The sequence below is a fragment of the Gemmatimonas sp. genome, from assembly GCF_046594945.1.
In the GTDB taxonomy this organism is placed as follows: Bacteria; Gemmatimonadota; Gemmatimonadetes; order Gemmatimonadales; family Gemmatimonadaceae; genus Gemmatimonas.
In genome coordinates this window covers 30,418-48,806 of record NZ_JBKJRB010000056.1, presented here as the reverse complement: position 1 = coordinate 48,806, position 18,389 = coordinate 30,418, and the positions used below count along the sequence as shown (strand labels likewise).

Annotated in this window: 17 protein-coding genes and 1 pseudogene; all 18 read right to left on the bottom strand. The window is 66.0% G+C overall.

Features of this window, described 5'->3' with window-relative positions; genetic code table 11:
• Nucleotides 1-91 (bottom strand): annotated as a pseudogene (locus tag ACLL97_RS06475) (hypothetical protein); the annotation flags it as partial.
• Between the two features lie 69 nt (nucleotides 92-160).
• The gene (locus ACLL97_RS06470) at nucleotides 161-676 is read right to left on the bottom strand and encodes a transposase (RefSeq protein WP_411279667.1); all 516 of its coding nucleotides are present in this window, start codon (nucleotides 674-676) and stop codon (nucleotides 161-163) included.
• A 6-nt stretch (nucleotides 677-682) separates the two neighbouring features.
• Entirely contained in the window at nucleotides 683-898 is a 216-nt protein-coding gene (locus tag ACLL97_RS06465; protein WP_411279665.1) for a hypothetical protein, read from the bottom strand.
• A gap of 82 nt (nucleotides 899-980) precedes the next feature.
• On the bottom strand, nucleotides 981-2,558 hold the full coding sequence (locus ACLL97_RS06460) for a hydantoinase B/oxoprolinase family protein (RefSeq protein WP_411279664.1): 1,578 nt from the start codon (nucleotides 2,556-2,558) through the stop codon (nucleotides 981-983).
• Entirely contained in the window at nucleotides 2,555-3,220 is a 666-nt protein-coding gene (locus ACLL97_RS06455) for a uracil-DNA glycosylase family protein (RefSeq protein WP_411279663.1), read from the bottom strand. The genes ACLL97_RS06460 and ACLL97_RS06455 overlap by 4 nt, the downstream gene beginning before the upstream one ends.
• Entirely contained in the window at nucleotides 3,217-5,184 is a 1,968-nt protein-coding gene (locus tag ACLL97_RS06450) for a hydantoinase/oxoprolinase family protein (protein ID WP_411279662.1), read from the bottom strand. Before ACLL97_RS06450 ends, ACLL97_RS06455 begins: the two co-directional genes overlap by 4 nt.
• On the bottom strand, nucleotides 5,181-6,506 hold the full coding sequence (locus tag ACLL97_RS06445) for a DUF4105 domain-containing protein (protein WP_411279661.1): 1,326 nt from the start codon (nucleotides 6,504-6,506) through the stop codon (nucleotides 5,181-5,183). The genes ACLL97_RS06450 and ACLL97_RS06445 overlap by 4 nt, the downstream gene beginning before the upstream one ends.
• Nucleotides 6,506-7,510 carry a Gfo/Idh/MocA family protein gene (locus ACLL97_RS06440; RefSeq protein WP_411279660.1) on the bottom strand — a complete coding sequence of 335 codons (1,005 nt, stop codon included), beginning with the start codon at nucleotides 7,508-7,510 and terminating at the stop codon, nucleotides 6,506-6,508. Before ACLL97_RS06440 ends, ACLL97_RS06445 begins: the two co-directional genes overlap by 1 nt.
• 22 nt (nucleotides 7,511-7,532) lie before the next feature.
• Nucleotides 7,533-8,861 carry a SpoIID/LytB domain-containing protein gene (locus ACLL97_RS06435; protein WP_411279659.1) on the bottom strand — a complete coding sequence of 443 codons (1,329 nt, stop codon included), beginning with the start codon at nucleotides 8,859-8,861 and terminating at the stop codon, nucleotides 7,533-7,535.
• Between the two features lie 11 nt (nucleotides 8,862-8,872).
• Nucleotides 8,873-10,201, bottom strand: coding sequence for a glutamate-1-semialdehyde 2,1-aminomutase (gene hemL / locus ACLL97_RS06430; protein ID WP_411279658.1), 1,329 nt, complete (start codon nucleotides 10,199-10,201; stop codon nucleotides 8,873-8,875).
• Nucleotides 10,198-11,619, bottom strand: coding sequence for a 30S ribosomal protein S12 methylthiotransferase RimO (rimO, locus tag ACLL97_RS06425; protein ID WP_411279657.1), 1,422 nt, complete (start codon nucleotides 11,617-11,619; stop codon nucleotides 10,198-10,200). Before rimO ends, hemL begins: the two co-directional genes overlap by 4 nt.
• A gap of 25 nt (nucleotides 11,620-11,644) precedes the next feature.
• Nucleotides 11,645-12,145, bottom strand: a complete 501-nt coding sequence (locus ACLL97_RS06420) for a YajQ family cyclic di-GMP-binding protein (RefSeq protein WP_396219293.1) — start codon at nucleotides 12,143-12,145, stop codon at nucleotides 11,645-11,647.
• Nucleotides 12,146-12,160: 15 nt separating this feature from the next.
• A complete protein-coding gene (locus tag ACLL97_RS06415; RefSeq protein ID WP_411279656.1) occupies nucleotides 12,161-13,021 on the bottom strand; it encodes an RNA polymerase sigma factor RpoD/SigA in 861 nt (286 codons plus the stop codon).
• A gap of 158 nt (nucleotides 13,022-13,179) precedes the next feature.
• A complete protein-coding gene (gene lepB, locus ACLL97_RS06410) occupies nucleotides 13,180-13,950 on the bottom strand; it encodes a signal peptidase I (protein WP_411279655.1) in 771 nt (256 codons plus the stop codon).
• 52 nt (nucleotides 13,951-14,002) lie between these two features.
• On the bottom strand, nucleotides 14,003-15,487 hold the full coding sequence (locus ACLL97_RS06405) for an aldehyde dehydrogenase family protein (RefSeq protein WP_411279654.1): 1,485 nt from the start codon (nucleotides 15,485-15,487) through the stop codon (nucleotides 14,003-14,005).
• Between the two features lie 9 nt (nucleotides 15,488-15,496).
• Nucleotides 15,497-16,021, bottom strand: a complete 525-nt coding sequence (locus ACLL97_RS06400; RefSeq protein WP_411279653.1) for a hypothetical protein — start codon at nucleotides 16,019-16,021, stop codon at nucleotides 15,497-15,499.
• A gap of 17 nt (nucleotides 16,022-16,038) precedes the next feature.
• Entirely contained in the window at nucleotides 16,039-17,415 is a 1,377-nt protein-coding gene (locus tag ACLL97_RS06395; RefSeq protein ID WP_411279652.1) for a sigma-54-dependent transcriptional regulator, read from the bottom strand.
• Nucleotides 17,412-18,179: a hypothetical protein gene (locus tag ACLL97_RS06390; RefSeq protein ID WP_411279651.1), complete on the bottom strand. Its 768-nt coding sequence runs from the start codon at nucleotides 18,177-18,179 to the stop codon at nucleotides 17,412-17,414. Before ACLL97_RS06390 ends, ACLL97_RS06395 begins: the two co-directional genes overlap by 4 nt.
• Nucleotides 18,180-18,389: the final 210 nt, after the last annotated feature.

Here is an 18,389-nt window from a genome sequence, read left to right as displayed (position 1 = left end):
AGGCGGCGTACGCACGCACCGTGTTCTTCGCGAGCCCGCGATACCGCACCGTGGCAAAGCCCCACCGCCGCTTCACGACATGAAACACATGCTCGACGCGCGCCCCGTGCGCGACCGGGTGCGATGAATCGCGTCGACGTAGGGCGTGCGCTTGCCACTCTTATTCACGAGATACCGCCCGCCACTGAGTTCCCTTTGCACTTTGTCGTCGCCTTTGTAGTACGCCTTGTCGCCGTGGAGCGTCGTCTCTCGGCCCATGCAGCCGGTGCGGGAGCTGCGTGATGTCGGCGGCGGCCGCATGCGTGGTGGTGCGCGAATGTACCAGGCCGTGCCGATCCGTGCCGACGTGCCGCCTCATGCCGAAGTACCACTGATTGCCCTTCCGCGACTGCTTCATCTCGAGGTCGCGGGCCCTGTCCGCATTCTTCGTCGAACTCGGGGCGGCGATGCTGATCATATCGACGATAGTCCTCGCCTTGAGCAACAGCCGTTTCTTCTCGAGCAGCGTCTTGACCGCGGCAAACATTTGCGCGGTGAGCTCGGGCTCCTCCAGCAGATGGCGGAAGCGCAGGATCGTCGTCTCGTCCGGGACGCGGTCATCGAGCAGATCGACCTGCGCAAAGCGCCGCATCGCCTCCCAGTCGTACAGCATGACTTCCGCCTGCGGATCCGACAGATCAAACTACTGCTGCAGGAAGTACACGCGGAGCATCGTTGCCAGCGGCATCGGCCGCCGGCGGCGACCCGCCGTCGGATAGTGCGGGGCCATCAGCGCCAGCAGCGTCGCCCACGGAATCACCGCGTCCATCTCCTGAAGAAACCGCTCGCGGCGCGTCACTTTGCGCTTAGTGTCGTAGGCGATGCTGGACAACGTCCGCTGTTCACGCATCAGGCGCATGGGGCTCAGTCACGTAGAGGCAATTCGACAGCGCCAATATTGTGCGAAGCACCGAAAAACGCACGACTTGTTCAGAGTTTCCCTAGCTGTTCGGTGCTCCCCACCCGCCACCACCCGGCGTCTCGATGCTCAGCACATCGCCCGCGTTCATACTCACCCGACACTTGGCCGGCAGCAGCTCGCCGTTCAACAGATTCCGCCCTGGCTGTGCATCGTGGCCACCCTTCGCCCCCGGCGGTGCCACACGACGACGTTCGGTGAGCAGCGTGGCGGTACACGCCACCATGGCTTGATAGCGGCGCACGATGCCGTCGCCGCCACGGCTTGCGCCGGCGCCACCGCTGCCACGACGCACGGAATATTCCACCACTCGCAGCGGATACGCGCGCTCGAGTGATTCCACCGGTGTGTTGCGCGTGTTGCTCATGCCCACGTGCACGGCGTCGGGGCCATCACCGCGCGCACTGCCGCCCTGCCCGCCGCCAAGTGTTTCGTAAAAGCTCCACCCGGGCGCGCCAAGCGTGACGTTGTTCATCGTGCCCTGCCCGCAGGCGGGAATGGGCAGGTCATGCACGCCGATACTTTCCGCCGCCGCCGACAGCGCGGCGAAGCACACATCAGTCATACGCTGCGACAGCTCCACATTGCCCGCCGCCACGGCGCTCGGTCGCTTGGCGTTCGCCACGCAGTCGTCGGGGATCGTGAGCACCAGCGCGCGCGCGACGCCGTCGTTCACGGGCACATCGTCGTCGCACAACACGCGCAACACGAACACCGCCGCCGCGCGCGCCACGGCGGGCGGAGCGTTCACGTTGCCGCGCACGGCGGGTGAGGTGCCGGTGAGATCGAGATGCAACGTGGCGTTCTGTACGCGCACATGCACCACCACCGGAATCGGCGCGTCGCTCACGCCGTCGCCTTCCAGTGCATCGGCAGCTCGGCCCTCGGCGCCTTCCAACAACTCCAGACGCGCGCGCACACGCCGCTCGGTGTAATCGAGCAGCGCATTCACGGCGTCACCCAACGTCTCGGCACCGAGCTTGGCGTACAGCGCCTGCCATCCGGTACGTCCCGCCGCGCAGGCCGCGCGTTGCGCGCGGAGATCCCCTTCGCGTTCGTCAGGGGTGCGCACGTTGGCGAGCACCAGCCGCATGACATCCTCTTGCGCCACGCCGCCACGCTCGATGCGCACCGGCGGCACGATGATACCCTCCTGAAACAGTTCGGTCGCGCCGAACGGCATACTGCCCGGACTCATGCCACCCACATCGGCATGATGCGCCCGCACGGCGGCGTAGCCGATGATGCGCTGGGCATCGTGCGCGTCGGCGATCACTTCGACCATCGTGAGGTCGGGGAGATGCGACCCCCCGTGCGACGGATCATTGAGCAGATACACGTCGCCCGGTGCCGCACCGCAGGCGCGCACGGCCGCCACCGACTCCGGCATGGCGCCCAAGTGCACGGGAATGTGCGCGGCCTGCGCCACCATGCGCCCGTCGGCATCGAACAACGCACAGCTGGCATCGCGCCGCTCGCGAATGTTCGGCGAAATACTGCTGCGTTCCAGCAGTCCGCCCATCTCCTCGGCGAGCATCGCGACGCCTTGCGAAAACACCGTGAGCTCGAGCGCGTCGAAGCGCGCGCGTGACTGCGTCACGACTTGTCGGGCTCGGGGGCGGGAAAGCCCGCCTGCAGAATCGCGTACTGACAGCGCACCATCCACGCCTCCTGCAAATCCGCCATCTTCGCACCTTTGCCGCGATCGGGGGCCATCGACAACAGTCCCTGCGCCGACGGATGCGGCAACGCGCGACGCGCCAGCTCCGGCATCGGCGCGCGCTTGAACAGCACTTCGATCGTGCGCGTCGCGACCCGACCGAGCGTCACGATGCCTTTGAGTCCGCGCCCGCTCAGGATGTTGATGTCGCGGGTGAGTCGGGCGAGGTTCGCCGTGCCCTCGAGCTCTGAGCGCATCGGCGCGCGAAAGGTGGCGCCATCGTCGGTAGGGCAGCGGTCGAAGGCATTGCCCAGCGCCACGCCCTGCGCGACGGGCACGATGCCGCTCGCCACAAAGAGCGAGCCATCCCACGCCATGCACTCGATCTCCGGCGGCAGCGTCATCGCGCCCAAGCGCACGAGGACGTCGTACAGCACCTTGCCCGCCGCGTCGCCGAGAAACGGCACGCCGCTCTTGTCGGCTCCGCGAGGTCCAGGCGCTTCGCCCACCAGCAGCACGTACACAGGGCCGTCCAACGGCATCAGCATCGGCACCGGCGTGCCGAGAATGCGTCCGATATGCGTGGTCTTCGACATCGTCATCGTTGTTGCTGCTCCAGCATCCACCCTCCGATTTCCAGCGACCGCGCGGTCCAGCCGTCCGCGATCCGCATGGTCGCATCCGGCAGTCGTACGACGGCCGGACCCTCAAGCACCCGCGTCATCGCGCGTCCATCATCCACGTCAATCGGCAACTGGCCATCGCGCGATGGACGCGCAAAATGGACCGGCCATGGTGCACTACTGAGCGTGGTGCGCGCGCTGATGAACTCAACCGGCCGACTGAGGACAAAGCCTGCCCGTTGATGATGCCGCGCCACGAACCGTTCCGCGACGGCCGTCGGCGTGTCGCCCGGCTGCACGGGGATGTCGAGCTCATACCCCTGCCCCTCGTAGCGGGCGCGAAGCCACCAGCGCAGGTCGAGCGCTCCGGCGTTGTGCTCGTCGTCGTCGGTACGCAGCTCGTGCGCTTGGGCTTCAAGCAGCGCCCCCAATGACGCCGTACTGAGCGCATCGACCCGCTGCATCACGCTCACCAGCGACTCACGACGCTCGGGGGCCAACGCCAGTCCGACGGCGCTCAACACACCGGCATGCGGTGGCACGATCACTTGGCGCATACCCAACCGCTCAGCCAGTCCACAAGCATGCAGTGGACCGCCGCCACCGAATGCGATCAGCGGTACGTCTCGCGGATCGACGCCGCGCTCCACCGACACGCGGCGCAGGGCCCGCGCCATCGTGGCATCAGCCGTGGCAATGATCGCCTCGGCCGCCCGCTCCAGCGATACGCCGAGCGGCGCGGCGATGGTATCGACCGCTGTACGTGCGCGTTCGAGACTGATGTGCACCCCGCCACTCCATTCGCCCGGCACAATCGTACCCAGTACCACATGCGCATCGGTGACTGTGGGGCGCACACCGCCGCGACCGTACGCGGCCGGACCGGGCGAGGCCCCGGCGCTCATCGGCCCCGTACGCAATGCCCCACCGTCGTCCAGCCAGGCGATACTGCCACCACCGGCCGCGACCGCCTCGACTAACACGCGCGGCAGTGCGATCGGCACACCGGCCACTGCACCGCCACGCTCCACCAGCGGCTCGCCATCGTCCACCAATCCCACATCGGCACTGGTACCGCCGATGTCGATCGTGAGCGCGCGCGATACTCCCAACGCACGCGCAATCGCGGCGGCACCGGTGACTCCGCCAGCGGGGCCGGACAACGCGAGTGCAGCGGCGTGTGACGCCGCATCATGCGCCGACAGCGTGCCACCAGCCGAGGTCATGACGCGCGGCGCCGGATAGGCATGTTGCGCCAGTCGTTCGGAGAGCCCCGACAGATACCGGCGCACGGCCGGTCGCGCATACGCCTCGGCCACCGTGGTCGCCATACGCTCGTACTCGCGGATTTCCGGCAACGCTTCGTGCGAGCACACCACGTCGGCGGCGAGTCCGGCGTCTAGCAACGCCGCGCGCAGCGCATCGCCAAGCGCACGTTCATGCGTTGGATCGCCGTAGGCGTGCAGCAGCGTGATGGCGACGGTATCCGGTTGCTGCGCTTTCACGGCGTTCACCACGTCGACGATCGCTTCGTGTGTGAGCGCGAGCGTAACGCCCTCGGGCGTAATCCGCTCGCGCACCGGAATCACCTGCGCCGGCGCCACCAGCGGACGCGGGTGATGCTTGGCCAAGTCATACAGCGCTGCGCGCTCCTGTCGGCGCAGCTCGAGTAGATCAGTGAATCCGGCGGTCACACAGGCCACCACGCGGGCACCCGCGCGCTCGAGCAGCAAGTTGGTGACGACCGTGGTGCCGTGTGCGATATGCGCGATCTGCGGACCATCCAGCGCAGCCACGCGTAGCGCCTCGAGCACACCGGCGGCGCGATCACTCGCCACGCTCAGAACCTTCGACGTGTGCACCGTGCCATCGACGTGCAATGCGGCGAGATCGGTGAAGGTCCCACCAACGTCGATTCCGACCGCGACGCGGGCTGACGTCATCGCCTGGCGCGTGCCGCGCGCGACGGAAGCTGTGTCGGCAAGCGCAGCATCGCGAGCGCGAACGCGAGGTGCACGGGCACGATCACCGCCAGCACGACGCCACTCTGTTGATGCAGCGACGGCACGAGCTGCAGCAGCAGCCCCACCAGCGAGAGTAGCGCGACCAGCGCCGACACACCGATGGCGGAGCGACTGCGCGTGCCGCGCCACAGAGCGATCGTTACCACGACCGCCGCCACCAGCATGAGCGGATGCAGCTGCAGTACGGTGAGATTAGCGCCCATGTACGGCGCATGCTTGGTGAGCGTACCCGCCAGCAGCAGCGCCATGCCCAAGGATGCACCGACCAGAAACCACAGCGCTGAGAACGCGCTGAGCACCAACCGCGCGACACCCGCACGCGCACCGGCCAGGAGCACCACCAGCGCGGCGAGCACGAGGCCGAGCACGAGTGCTGTCGGGAGCCGAGATGGTGCCTGATCGGGCATCGCGGAGCGATCAGCGGTGAACAGCACAGAGTCGCTGGTGATGAGCTTCACCGGCGCGCCGTTCGCATCGGTCACGGTAAGGGCGGCGAGGTGATTGGCCAGCAACTCGGGCAGAAACGATTCTTCCCACTTGGTGAGCGTGTGATCCGCATTGCGTCCCAGCGCGATCTGAATGCCAGAATACACCAACGGATCGCTGGCGGTGATACGCGCGGTTTCGTTGCGCCACGTGCGTCCGCTACCGGGCGCCTGAAACGGCGCGTCAAGTTGTCCCTGCAGCGTCCAGTTCACTAGGTCGCGCACGCGCGTGGCGCAGTTGTCGGCGTAGTAGTCGTAGCGGTAGTACTTGTTCGCGTCCTGCGCCTTCCAGCTCACGTAGTCGGCGATCGCGCCGCGTTGCACGGCGCTGAGCTGCAGCACCTGTTGGCGGATCGTGCGATTCTCCCCCATGTATGCGGCGTTGAAATCCGCGGTACGGTAGCCGGCCATCCAGTACTTCGTGTCGCCGGTGAGAAAGCGCCCGAGAAAGTGCGGCTGATTGAAATCGAACATGCCCCAGTTGAAGGCGATGTCCTGACCGGTGCTGCTATCCGTGAGCGCGATCGCGATGTGTCCGAACTTCTCGAACACGAACTCGCCCGGCCCATAGGTGATGATCGCCACCGACATGCGCGCCCCGCGCAGGGCCCGGGCACTGTCGAGGGATGCCGACACGCCTGGTGCGGGCGGTGCGGGCGACTGCGCCGTCAACGCCGACGTCAACGCCGACGTCAACGCCGACGAGGCGATCAGCATCGCCGCCGCCAGGGCCCGACGAACTGTCGTGACCGTCATCAGAAGCGGATCTCTTTCCCGTCGTCGGCGGCCTTGTAGATCGCCTCGACCACCTTCTGCACGAGCACCTGATCGGTCGGTGGCTCGTACGGTGCTTCACCGTTGATCACGGCGAGAAAGTGCGCGATTTCGGCTCGATAGCTTTGCAGAAACGGGCTTTCGCGAGCCGCCGCGCCCGAGGGCGACACATCGACCGCACGACCGTTCAGTTCTTTCGTAACGCGCAGCGGTGCCAATCGCGCTGAGCCGCGCGTTGCATGGACTTCGAACCACCAGCGATCTTCATCACCCACGTACGACCACGACACATCGATGTTGAGCACGAGACCGTTCTCGCACTCGAGGAACACCTGCATCGCGTCTTCCACCGACCCTCCAGCGCGACCGCGACGCATCGACGACACGACGCGGATCGGATTGGGGCCCTCCGCCAGCCACATCGCGAGATCGAGCAACGGAAACCCGTGCTCGAGAAATACGCCGCCGCCCGACTCGGCACGACGATTGCGCCAGCCATCAGCCGTGTTTTTCACGTGCAGCGCGCCGGCGCGAATCGACGTGACCTGCCCCAGTTCCGCGTTGCGGATGAACTGATCGAGCGCTTGCACGTCGGAGCGGAACCGGTGATTGTGTCCGACCACCAACCGCCGATCGGCCTTCTGTGCGGCCGCCAGGCACCGCTCGATCCCTCGCGTGGTGAGCGACAAGGGGCGTTCGCACAACACGTGCAGCTTGGCGCGGAGCGCCGACAGCACATGCGGCTCGTGCAGGTGATTGGGCGTGGCGATGATGACCGCGTCGAGTTCGTCGCTGTCGAGCAATTCCTCGAAATCGGTGAACACGTCGGGCACGTCAAAGCGATCGGCCAAGGCCCGCGCCTTGGCCCCATCGTTATCGCACAGCGCGACCAGCTTGGCACCGCGCAGCTTGGACAGAACAGGGATGTGCGTCAGCTGGGCAATTGCTCCCGTGCCGACGACGGCGATACGGACGCCGTCTTTCATTCACGCCTCCAAAGATGACAGATCAGTCGGCGAACCCGACGACGGTCCCCGGATAGTAATGACGCAGGATCGTGCGAGCGTCGAGGCCGGCCCGTGACCGGCCGATCGCTCCCCACTGACACATCCCGACTCCGTGGCCGTTGCCGTGGCCGCGCAGGCTGACACCGGACAGGTGTCCACGAGCACGGGATTCGCGGTCAACTGAAAAATACGTGCTGGACAGGATCGCGCCACGCGCATTCCGCAGCACATTGCGAATCTCGTTGTTGCGCACGGTGACGTCGCCGCGATCGGTCCGCAGCACCAGCGCCGTGGCGCGACCAGATGCCGTCCGACCCTCGACTCGCATTTCCGTGACCACGCCCGGACGCGGATCGCGCGCACCGGCAGCCACCAACGCCCGCCGCACCGTTTCGCTGAGCTGCCCTTCGTCGAACTCCGCCGTCCAGTGGTTCCGCGGCGAAATGTCGCAGTAGGGGCGCCCAGTTTGCGGATCGGTATCGTCCACCGACTGGAGATACGGTTCCTCGCGAACATCCCGCCACGATTCCTTCGGCGCCGCCGTCCGTCCACCGCACGACGAGTAGTAGGGAGCGTCCACCAGCAGGCCATCGTAGCGGATCACCAGCCCGGCCGTGTTGTCGATTGCCTCGTTCACGATCGGCGCCTCGACATCCATGCCGGCGTACACCTGATTCTGTACGGTGGCCACCATGTGCCAGCCCGAACGCGGCTCAACCGCCGCGTCCGACGGCACACGGATATAGCTGTAGCTCCGCGCCGCGATCGCCTGCGCCTCGAGCGCGGCCCGATCGGCCGGCTGTCGCGTGCCCAGCTCGATCGGCACGACGCCGCGGAGGTAGTCCTCGACCGGCAAGCGGTTGACCACGAGAATGCCGCTATCGGTGGGCGTGAACCAGAGCTCGCCTCGATAGCGACGATTGTCGTAGCGCAGCGCGGAGCCCGCATCCGACGCACGGGCTACGAACGGCCCTTCGCGCCAGGGCGTGGCATCTCCGTTGTCACCGGCCACCCGCAGCAACCCGCCCTGTTGCTCGATCCGCCAATTCTCGGCGCCCTGTCCACTCACCAACTTCGTGCGTCCACCTTGCTCATCGATCCGCCAGCGCCCGGTGGCCGACACCGGCGCCTGCCCTGCTTTCCCGGCCAGCGCGATGCGCGCCATCCGGTCTCGTCCGTCCAATCGCCCATGCGCCTCGCCCGTGATCGGGCCCTCACCGACGGGGAGCGGTGTGCCGGGGCCAGTGCTGCCGCCACGAGGAGCGCACGCCACCGTGAGGGCAGCGGCGGCCACCAGCGTACCGAAGGCACCAGCGATGAGCGCGCGCATGAGCTCCCGGGCTAGTCCCGTTGCGCGACGGCCGCGCCCAGCGCGTCGTCGAGTCGGGTCAGTGTTTCGGCGATTTCCGCATCGCCATGCGCCGACGACATGAAGGCCGCCTCGAACGCGGACGGAGCGAGCGACACGCCACGTCGACGCGCCGCATGAAAGAACCGCTTGAACAGCGTGGTGTCCGACAACTTGGCGTCGTCGTACGTGTGCACGGGTTCATCGCGGAAGAAGAAGCCCCACATCGAACCGGCATGGCTGGCCGAGAACGGCACGCCATGTCGGGCCGCAATGTCGCGCATGCCCTGCACCAGCACGGCCGTCTGCGCGGTGATGCCGTCGTGCACGCTCGGCGTGAGTGCGCCGAGCGTGGCGAGTCCCGCCGCCATCGCCAACGGATTCCCCGATAGCGTGCCGGCCTGATACACCTTGCCCGTGGGCGCCACGTGCTGCATGAGCTCACGTCGGCCACCATAGGCCGCCACCGGCAGCCCCCCGCCGATCACCTTGCCGAGGGCCGTGAGATCAGGGGTGACACCAAAGCGCTCGCGAGCGCCGCCGAAGGCGATACGGAAACCGGTCATGACTTCATCAAAGACGAGCAACGCCCCGGTTTCGTCAGCGATTGTTCGCAATCCGGGGATGAAGCCGGGGAGCGGCTCGATAAATCCGCTGTTGCCCACGATCGGCTCGAGCATGATCGCCGCGAGGGGAAATTCGCGGGCAATACGGGCCACCTCTGCGAGGTCGTTGTATCGGCAGGTTAGCGTGAGCTTGGCCAGCGCCTCCGGGACGCCCGGCGAATCGGGCAACCCGAGCGTGGCCACGCCAGACCCGGCACGCACCAGAAATGCGTCGGCATGACCGTGGTAGCAGCCTTCGAATTTCAGAATGTACTCGCGCCCCGTGATAGCACGGGCCAGACGCGCAATGGTCATCGCCGCTTCGGTGCCGCTGGAGGTGAAGCGCACCATCTCCATGTGCGGCATCCGCTCGGCGATCATGTCGGCCAACTCCACTTCACGTTCGGTCGGCATGCCGAAACTCGTGCCGTCCTGCATCGCACGCGACACGGCCTCGAGGACCACATCGGGCGCATGCCCCAGCACCAGCGGGCCCCACGACAGGATGTAGTCGAGATACTCGTTGCCGTCGGCGTCCCACACCCGCGCCCCCTTGCCGCGCTTGGCCACGAACGGCTCACCGCCCACGCCACCGAAGGCGCGGACGGGGGAGTTCACGCCACCCGGAAAACGAGCCCGCGCTCGCGCCATGATCTCGGCGGAACGCGCGCTCGGGCGCGACGTCAACATGGCGGCGAGCTCTGTCGGACTGCTCATCGGCCGAAACTCCCCACGGAAGAACTGTCGGGAATGCCACTGCCGACCAGCGGCAGGATGCGCGACGCGCGACGAATCGGCGCCGCCGCTTGCTCGGCCACGCGCACCAGTGTGGCGCGGAAATCATAGTCATCCACGACCTGCTCGATCCGCACGTCGGCGAAAGAACCGGGCATCATGATGCCCGACGCTGCGCTGATCGGCACGTGCACGAGCCCATCGATGTCATCGGCCTGCCACGGGGCGCGGCACAGCATTTCTCCGGCTACGTCGGAGGCGCGCTCCACGAGCACCCGCGCTTCGACGCCGAGGAAGCGCTCGTAGCGCTCCGACGTGATGGCGCGCTGCAGCTCTTCGATGCGCTCTTTGCGCTCCTGCTTGATCGAATCGGCGACATCGTCGTCCATGCGGTGGGCGCGGGTGCCTTCCTGCGGCGAATACGTGAACACGCCCACGCGATCGAACTGCATCTCCTCGAGAAAGTCACACAGGATCTCGAAGTCGCTTTCCGTTTCACCGGGGAACCCCACGATGACCGACGTGCGCACGGCGAGATCCGGCACGATCGCGCGATACTGCGCGAGTCGCTCACGAATCGTCTTCTGACGTTCGGGGCGACGCATGCGCGCCAGCACCGCATCGGAGCCGTGCTGCATGGGCGTGTCGAGATAGCGCACGATGCGTGGATGCGCGGCAATGACCTCCAGCAGCCGCGGCGTGATGCCAGTGCTGTAGAGGTACATGTTGCGGATCCACGGGATCGATGTTTCGCCTACCAGCGCTTCGAGCAGCTCGGGCAATGCCACACCATCCCGACGATCGCGACCGTAGTGGGCCAGATCCTGCGCCACCAGATTCATCTCGAGGGCGCCCTGTACTTCCAGCAGCTGCGCTTCCTTCACCAGATCATCGAGCGCGAACGACCTATGCTTGCCGCGCATGAGCGGAATCGCGCAGAACGCGCAGCCGTGGTCGCACCCTTCGGAGATCTTCAGGTAGCGCACATGCGGCAAGTCACCACCGAACAGGCGCACGCCGGGATGCTCCACCAGCGACCCACCCAGCAGTCCGCGCTCCACCAGCTCGGGAATCAGACGGTCGATCTCGGAGTTGCCGAGAAACAGGTCGACCTCAGGCAGCGCCTCCTCCAGCTCGGCCTTGTGCCGCTCCACCATACAGCCGATGGCGAACACCGCCTGACACTTGCCGTCGTCCTTCAGACGCGCGGCGGCCACGATCGCTTCGATCGATTCGGCCTTCGCGGCGTCGATAAAACCGCAGGTGTTGACCACCACGACATCGGCGTCACGCAGGTCGGTGACCTGTTCGCCGCCATGAGCGACGAGATCAGCCAGGTACCGCTCGGAGTCTACCGTGTTTTTATCGCACCCGAGGGTGACCAGACCGAACTTGAGCATCCTCGAAAGGTAGCTCAGCCGCTCTTTATCGGAAGTTGCCGAACTGCAGCTCCACCTCGAAGTCTGCCTTCCGAAGCACGGCAATCGCGTCCTGCAGTGCATCCTTGTCTGGGCTCGACACGCGCACCTGATCGCCCTGAATGCTGGCCGTAACCTTCTTGAGCTTGGCATCCTTGATGGTGGCCGACACTTTCTTCGCCTGATCGGAATCGAGCGCCATCTTCAGCTTGATCTCGCGGCGCAGCACATCGCCGCCACCAGGCTTCACGTCGCCGATGTCGAGATTTTTAACCGGCACGCCACGCTTGATCAGCTTTCCGCGGAGGGCGTCGAACAACGCCTCCATCCGCATGTCGCTGTCGGTTGCGAGGTTCACGATGCTGTCGCTGCGCTTGAACTCGATCTCGACCAGAGCGCCCTTGAAGTCGAATCGCTGCGCGATCTCCTTCTGCGTCTGATTGACCGCGTTGTCTACTTCCTGCAGGTCGACGCTCGTGGTGACGTCGAAGGAATACGTAGAAGCCATAGAATTTGTGCGGGCTCAGCCCAGGAAGCTTTCGAGCGACTTGGATCGCGAAACATGCCGGAGACGCGAGAGCGCCTTCTCCTTGATCTGACGCACACGCTCGCGGGTGATGCCCAGCAGCGAGCCGATCTCTTCGAGCGTCATCGGCTCCGTGTCGTCGATCCCGAAGTACAGACGCAAAATCTTCGACTCGCGCTCCTTGAGGCTGCCGAGCGAATCCTCGATCGCTTCGGTCAGCGCCTTCTCGAACGTCTGCTCATCCGGCGTCGCGTGGTTCAGGTCGGGCAGGTAGTCCAACAGCCGGTTGTCTTCGCCCGGCGTGAGCGGCGCGTCGAGTGACAAATGCACCTGCGAGATCGACATCGTCTTGGCGACTTCTTCCTCGGTGATGTCCATCCCTTCGGCGATCTCGGCGTGTGTCGCTTCGCGCCCCAGCTCCTGCAGCAGGGTATTCGCCCGTTTCCCGATGCGATGCAGCGTACCGGCCCGGTTCAACGGCACGCGCACGATACGCGACTGCTCGGCCAGCGCCTGCAGAATTGCCTGACGAATCCACCACACAGCGTACGAGATGAACTTGATGCCCTTCGTTTCGTCGAACTTGTGGGCCGCGCGAATGAGGCCAAGGTTGCCTTCATTGATCAGGTCGGACAACGACACGCCCTGATTCTGATACTTCTTCGCCACCGACACCACGAAGCGGAGGTTCGAGCGCACCAACTTGTCGAGCGCTTCCTGATCACCAACCCGGATGCGACGTGCAAGCTCCGCTTCTTCTTCGCGGGAGATCAGCGGGTACGCGCTGATGTCGCGCAGGTACTGATCGAGGGAGCCTTCCTCGTACGACACCTTCTTTTTCGTGGACGTCACAGCCATGGCGGAGCGGCTCGTGTGGCAGAGAGACTGGACACGCGACCGCGCGGCGGGGGGAGCGCGGCGTCCTGCATACAACAACCGACTTCTACTCCGTTAACTGTGAACTACCAAGGCCCCGTTCGTCAACGCATGCCGCCGCTAAATCGGCCGCGAGATCGCTAGTGAACGATGGCCCCGAGACGTCCCCACCGGATGCGCGTGAGCCACGGTGCACGCGCCGTGGAGTCCGGCGTGAAGCTGAAGTAGATGATCCACGGCGTGCCGCGCAGCAAACTGTCGGGGACAAAGCCCCAGTAGCGGCTATCGAGCGAAGTATCGCGATTGTCGCCCAGCACGAACAGGTGCTTCGCCGGCACAACGATGGGCCCCCAATTGTCCCGCGACGGGCGATAGATCGGCGGCATCCCCGCGTCGGCGGCCGCCGCCGTCCTGGTGAGGTAGCCTCGCTGCCAGCGGAATTCGTCGGTCATCGGATCGACGGTGGGAACCGCATGCGACACGTACGCCTCCTGCAGGAAGACGCCATTTCGCAGCAGCGAACCGCCCTGCATGGACAGCGTATCACCGGGCCGCCCCACCAGTCGCTTCACGAAACTCTTGGTCGGATCGGCGGGCCATTCGAACACCAGAATGTCGCCGATCTGTGGTGCCCGCCTCGCCGGCAACCGACGCGCGGAGTACGGCACCTCGGCGCCGTACAACCACTTGTTCACCAAGAGAAAGTCTCCCACGAGCAGCGTACGCTCCATGCTGCCCGACGGAATCTTGTACGCTTCCACCACAAAGGTGCGGAGCACGAGAAAGAGCAGCACCGCCGGCGGCAGTACTTTGGCCCACTCCCAGAGAAAGCCGAACGAGAACGCGCGCCGACGCGAGCGGCCATTGGCCGCCCGCAAGGCGTTCGCGCGGTGATCTTTCCTCGGCGTCATCAGCCCCTCACCAACTCATCGTCACGTTGCGCGATCGCCTGCACCACGCTCATCAATAGTTGTCGATCTGTGCGCGCTGAAGTGCACCGGAGTAATCCACGTAGCCCACCTTGGTCTCCGAGTAGAACTCGTACACTTCCCAGCCGCCTTCGCGATGTCCGTTACCCGTTTCCTTCACCCCACCGAACGGCAGGTGCGCCTCGGCGCCGATCGTGGGCGCATTCACGTACGTGATGCCGTTGTCGAGATCCTGGAGGGCCCGGAACGCCACATTCACGTTGTTCGTGTACACCGACGACGACAGGCCGTAGCGGACTCCGTTATTTACCGCGAACGCTTCCTCGACGGTCGCGACCTGAATCACCGACAGGACCGGGCCGAAGATTTCTTCCTGTTCCAACCGGGATCCTGCGGTCACGTCCGTAAAAATCGTCGGCTGGAAGAAGAACCCGCGATCGAGCGCGCCGCCCGTAGCCCGCGCGCCGCCGCAACGCAGCGTGGCGCCCTGCTCCCGCCCCAGCTGGATATAGCGCTCGACCTTCTCACGCGCCGCGTCGTTGATGAGCGGTCCGACCTCGTTGCCGGGGAGACGTCCGTCGCCGAGCACAAGCGCCGTCGCCCGTGCTACCAGACGCTCGACGAGGGTGTCATGAATGCCGCGCTGCAAAATGAGGCGGCTGGTGGCGGTGCAGCGCTGACCCGTGGTGCCGAAGGCGCCCCACAACACCCCGTCGATCGCCAAATCGAGATCGGCGTCGTCGAGCACGATCTGCGCGTTCTTGCCACCCATCTCGAGCGACAACCGCTTGTGCAGGCGACCGCACGTCTCGCCCACGACGCGTCCCGTTTCAGTCGAACCGGTGAAGGAAATCACCGGCACCTGTGGATGCTCGACGAGCGCCTTGCCGACCACTTCACCCATCCCGTGCACGAGCTGAATCACGTCGGGCGGCAGTCCGGCCTCGAGCAGAATCTCCACCAACACGGTAGCCGTGTGGGGGACATCTTCGGCCGGCTTGAGAATGACCGAATTGCCGCAGAGCAGTGCCGGGAAAGCCTTCCACGTGGGGATGGCCATCGGGAAGTTGAACGGCGTGATCAGCCCGCACACGCCGATCGGGCGACGCATCGTCATCGCCCACTTGCTGGCGAGTTCGCTGGGCACCGTGTGGCCGAATAGGCGGCGGCCTTCGGTGGCCGCGTAGTACGCCGTATCGATCCCTTCCTGCACATCACCGCGCGTTTCGGCGAGCGGCTTGCCCATCTCGCGCGTCATGAGGTTGGCGATCTCTTCCTTGCGCGCCGCCATCAGATCGCCGACCCGGCGCAGCACATCACCGCGCGCCGGTGCCGGGGTGCGCTTCCAGCGGTCGAACCCACGCTGCGCGCTCAGCACGGCGGCGTCCACGTCGGCCGCGCCAGACGCCGGAAAGCGGCCGATCAGGTCCTGCTGGTCGGCCGGATTGCGATTCTCGAAATAGTCGCCGGTCGACGGCGCGACCCACGCGCCACCAATGAAGTTCTGAAAAGTCGTCATCCCCGTAAGCTAGCCAGAAACGGGGGCGACGGTGGGGAGTCCCGATGGCGCCGGGCAACTCCAGCCTTCGCTACGCTCGGTCGTTGGAATCGCGTACCCGGTGCGCGGCAGGACCTCGCGGGCGCCCAGCACGAGCCCCCAGACCACCACCAGCAGCGACGCCACGTGCGCGAAGCCAAGTCGATGCCTCCACGTCCCGATCGCGCTCCAGAGGCCCAATAGCGCCACCGCGCCGGTGGCCGCCGCAAAGCCAATCAGGGGGCCGCCGCACTGGGCCGGCCACGGCCAGAACATCAACCCAGCCGCGGCACCGACGGCGATCGCCACCTGCACCCAGCCTCGCCACGCACCCGCCGTCGGCGCCAGCGGGGCCGCCCTCCGCGCTGGCGCCGCTACCGTCGGTGCCGCGACCGTTCGCCCACCTGCTTTGGTCGGTGCCACGGCCTTGCTCTCGGCCAGCAGCGCTTCGTCGGAGACCGACGCCAGCTGCTGGTCGATCTTGGCCATTTCGGCTTCCCAATTGCGATCGCTCATCCGGGTCGGGCTGAAGGTCAGGCAGGTGTGCTTTCTCTCGTGAGCGCATAACGCTCGATCTTCTTGTAGAGATTCGACCGGGGCATGTCCAGCGACCGCGCCGTCTCCGACACATTCCAGTCGAACGCTCGCAACTTGGCCAGCAAGAACGCCCGCTCGGCGGCGACTTTGAACTCCTCGAAGGTGGTGCAATCGACAAGGTTACCCAACCCCGCCGGTTCGGCCGACCGCTTCCCCACCAACCGTTCCACATCGGCGGCGGTGATCGTCGCGGCGCTCGCCAGTATCACCAGGCGTTCCACCGTATTGCGTAGCTCGCGCACGTTCCCGGGCCAGTCGAGCTCCGACAGTCGCGCCAGCGCCTCGTCGGTGATGCCGCGCGCGGGCAGTCCGTCTCGCGCCGCGAACTGCTGTAGGAAATACACCACCAGCTGTTCAATGTCCTCGCGACGCTCGCGCAGCGGCGGCACCGTAATGGGTACCACGTTGAGCCGATAAAAGAGGTCTTCGCGGAAGCGGCCGCTCGCGATTTCGTCTTCAAGATGCTTGTTCGTGGCCGCGAGCACGCGCACGTCCACTTGAATGGGCTTGCTGCCACCAATGCGGGTCACGAATCCGTCCTGCAACACGCGCAGTACCTTCGCCTGCGCACTCAACGACATGTCACCGATCTCGTCGAGAAACAACGTGCCGCCGTCGGCCTGCTCGAACTTGCCCGCGCGATCGGCGATGGCGCCCGTGAAGGAGCCCTTCATGTGACCGAACAGTTCACTCTCGATCAGCTCCGACGGGATCGCCGCACAGTTCACTTCCACGAACGGCTTCTTGGCCCGCAGCGACCCGCGATGAATCGCCCGCGCCACGAGCTCCTTGCCCGTGCCATTCTCGCCGGTGATGAGCACGCGCGCCGGCGTGCCCGCCACCTTGTCGATCCGTTCCAGCAGCGCGCGGATCCCGTAGGTGCGTCCCACAATCTCGTACCGCGACTCGATCGTTTCGCGCAGCCGCTCGTTCTCTTCGCTGAGCAACCGTGTTTCGAACGCGTTGCGCAGCAGCACCAACACGCGATCGGTGTCGAGCGGCTTTTCGAGGATGTCATAGGCGCCGAGTTGCGTGGCTTCGACCGCCGTTTGAATCGTGGCGTGACCGCTGATCATCACCACGGTGGCGTTGGGATCGGCCTGACGGAGACGCTTGAGCACCGCGAGCCCGTCGAGTCCCGCCATCTTCACATCGAGAAAGACGAGCTGCGGACGGAAGCTGTCGTAGATCGTGATGCCTTCGGCACCGCCGGTCGCGGTCTTGACTTCATAGCCCTCATACTCGAGCAGCTGGCCGAGGGCCTGCCGAATACCGGGTTCGTCGTCGACGACGAGAATGCGACGGGCGCTCATGGTACTACCGCCTTGTAGAGTGTGACCTTGCCATTGGCGACGCGCACGTCGGCCACGGCCTTGGGCAGCGGAATCGGCAACGCATCGGACGGCAGCGAATCCACGCGTACGGCACGGTGCATCGCCTTGATGAGCGACGGAATCAGCCGCGGCGGCACATCGATCCCCTTGATGCGCAATTCGCGCACGCGGTACTCGGCCAGGCCCGGGCGCACGAGATCGAGCGTGCCGGCCAACCGCAACGTGTCGCGTCCTTCGAGGGCCATCCCAAGCAGGCCGCGCAGCGCCCCGTCACCCGCCACGTCGCGCCGGTCCACCACCGTCCGCAACAGCACGTACTCGTCCACGATCGCCACTTCCGGTCGTGACGCCGACGACGGCAGCGCCTGTGCCAGTCCCGTGGCCAACAGGGCGGCGAGTTCAGGCGCGCGCAGCGACACGTATGTCGGCCCGTTGCGACGTGACAAGCGCGCGATCGTTTCGCGGCCGGCCGATCCCGCTGGAGTCAGTCGCGCCCAGACGATGGCCTTCTCGCGCTTCGCGCGATCGGCGCGGCGGGACTCGTCGTTCTCGGACGCGATGCGCGCGCCCTGATTGCTGTCGAGGCGCTCGCTAGCTCTGGTCGCCGCGTCAGTCACCCGGCTCGCGGCGCCGGACGCGGCCCGTGACAGGACCGACGGCAGTCGATCGCCGTAGAGCCAGTACGCCGCCACGCCACCGACGGCCAGGACAACGATGCAGCCGATTCGAGAGAGACAGCCCAAAGGATGCGGGGGTCGGAGGTGGAACGGGAAGGTACGGCCGACCACCCACCAGCGGCAGCGGTCGTGTCTGGCAACTCCCAGACATGGTACCCCGATTCGCGATGACCGGACCGCGCGCCAGTCGTCCCACGTCGGACCGTCGCCCGCCGGCCACCTGGCCCGTCCCCTTGGCCGCGGCCGCGGCCGCGGGGCGTCCACACGTTGCCCGTC

Excerpts from the sequence above, each read along its gene's own strand:
- ACLL97_RS06465 (WP_411279665.1), bottom strand. The coding sequence starts at position 898 with ATGCGCCTGATGCGTGAACAGCGGACGTTGTCCAGCATCGCCTACGAC.
- ACLL97_RS06455 (WP_411279663.1), bottom strand. The coding sequence starts at position 3,220 with ATGACGATGTCGAAGACCACGCATATCGGACGCATTCTCGGCACGCCG.
- ACLL97_RS06450 (WP_411279662.1), bottom strand. The coding sequence starts at position 5,184 with ATGACGTCAGCCCGCGTCGCGGTCGGAATCGACGTTGGTGGGACCTTC.
- ACLL97_RS06445 (WP_411279661.1), bottom strand. The coding sequence starts at position 6,506 with ATGACGGTCACGACAGTTCGTCGGGCCCTGGCGGCGGCGATGCTGATC.
- ACLL97_RS06440 (WP_411279660.1), bottom strand. The coding sequence starts at position 7,510 with ATGAAAGACGGCGTCCGTATCGCCGTCGTCGGCACGGGAGCAATTGCC.
- ACLL97_RS06435 (WP_411279659.1), bottom strand. The coding sequence starts at position 8,861 with ATGCGCGCGCTCATCGCTGGTGCCTTCGGTACGCTGGTGGCCGCCGCT.
- hemL (WP_411279658.1), bottom strand. The coding sequence starts at position 10,201 with ATGAGCAGTCCGACAGAGCTCGCCGCCATGTTGACGTCGCGCCCGAGC.
- rimO (WP_411279657.1), bottom strand. The coding sequence starts at position 11,619 with ATGCTCAAGTTCGGTCTGGTCACCCTCGGGTGCGATAAAAACACGGTA.
- ACLL97_RS06420 (WP_396219293.1), bottom strand. The coding sequence starts at position 12,145 with ATGGCTTCTACGTATTCCTTCGACGTCACCACGAGCGTCGACCTGCAG.
- ACLL97_RS06415 (WP_411279656.1), bottom strand. The coding sequence starts at position 13,021 with ATGGCTGTGACGTCCACGAAAAAGAAGGTGTCGTACGAGGAAGGCTCC.
- lepB (WP_411279655.1), bottom strand. The coding sequence starts at position 13,950 with ATGACGCCGAGGAAAGATCACCGCGCGAACGCCTTGCGGGCGGCCAAT.
- ACLL97_RS06405 (WP_411279654.1), bottom strand. The coding sequence starts at position 15,487 with ATGACGACTTTTCAGAACTTCATTGGTGGCGCGTGGGTCGCGCCGTCG.
- ACLL97_RS06400 (WP_411279653.1), bottom strand. The coding sequence starts at position 16,021 with ATGAGCGATCGCAATTGGGAAGCCGAAATGGCCAAGATCGACCAGCAG.
- ACLL97_RS06395 (WP_411279652.1), bottom strand. The coding sequence starts at position 17,415 with ATGAGCGCCCGTCGCATTCTCGTCGTCGACGACGAACCCGGTATTCGG.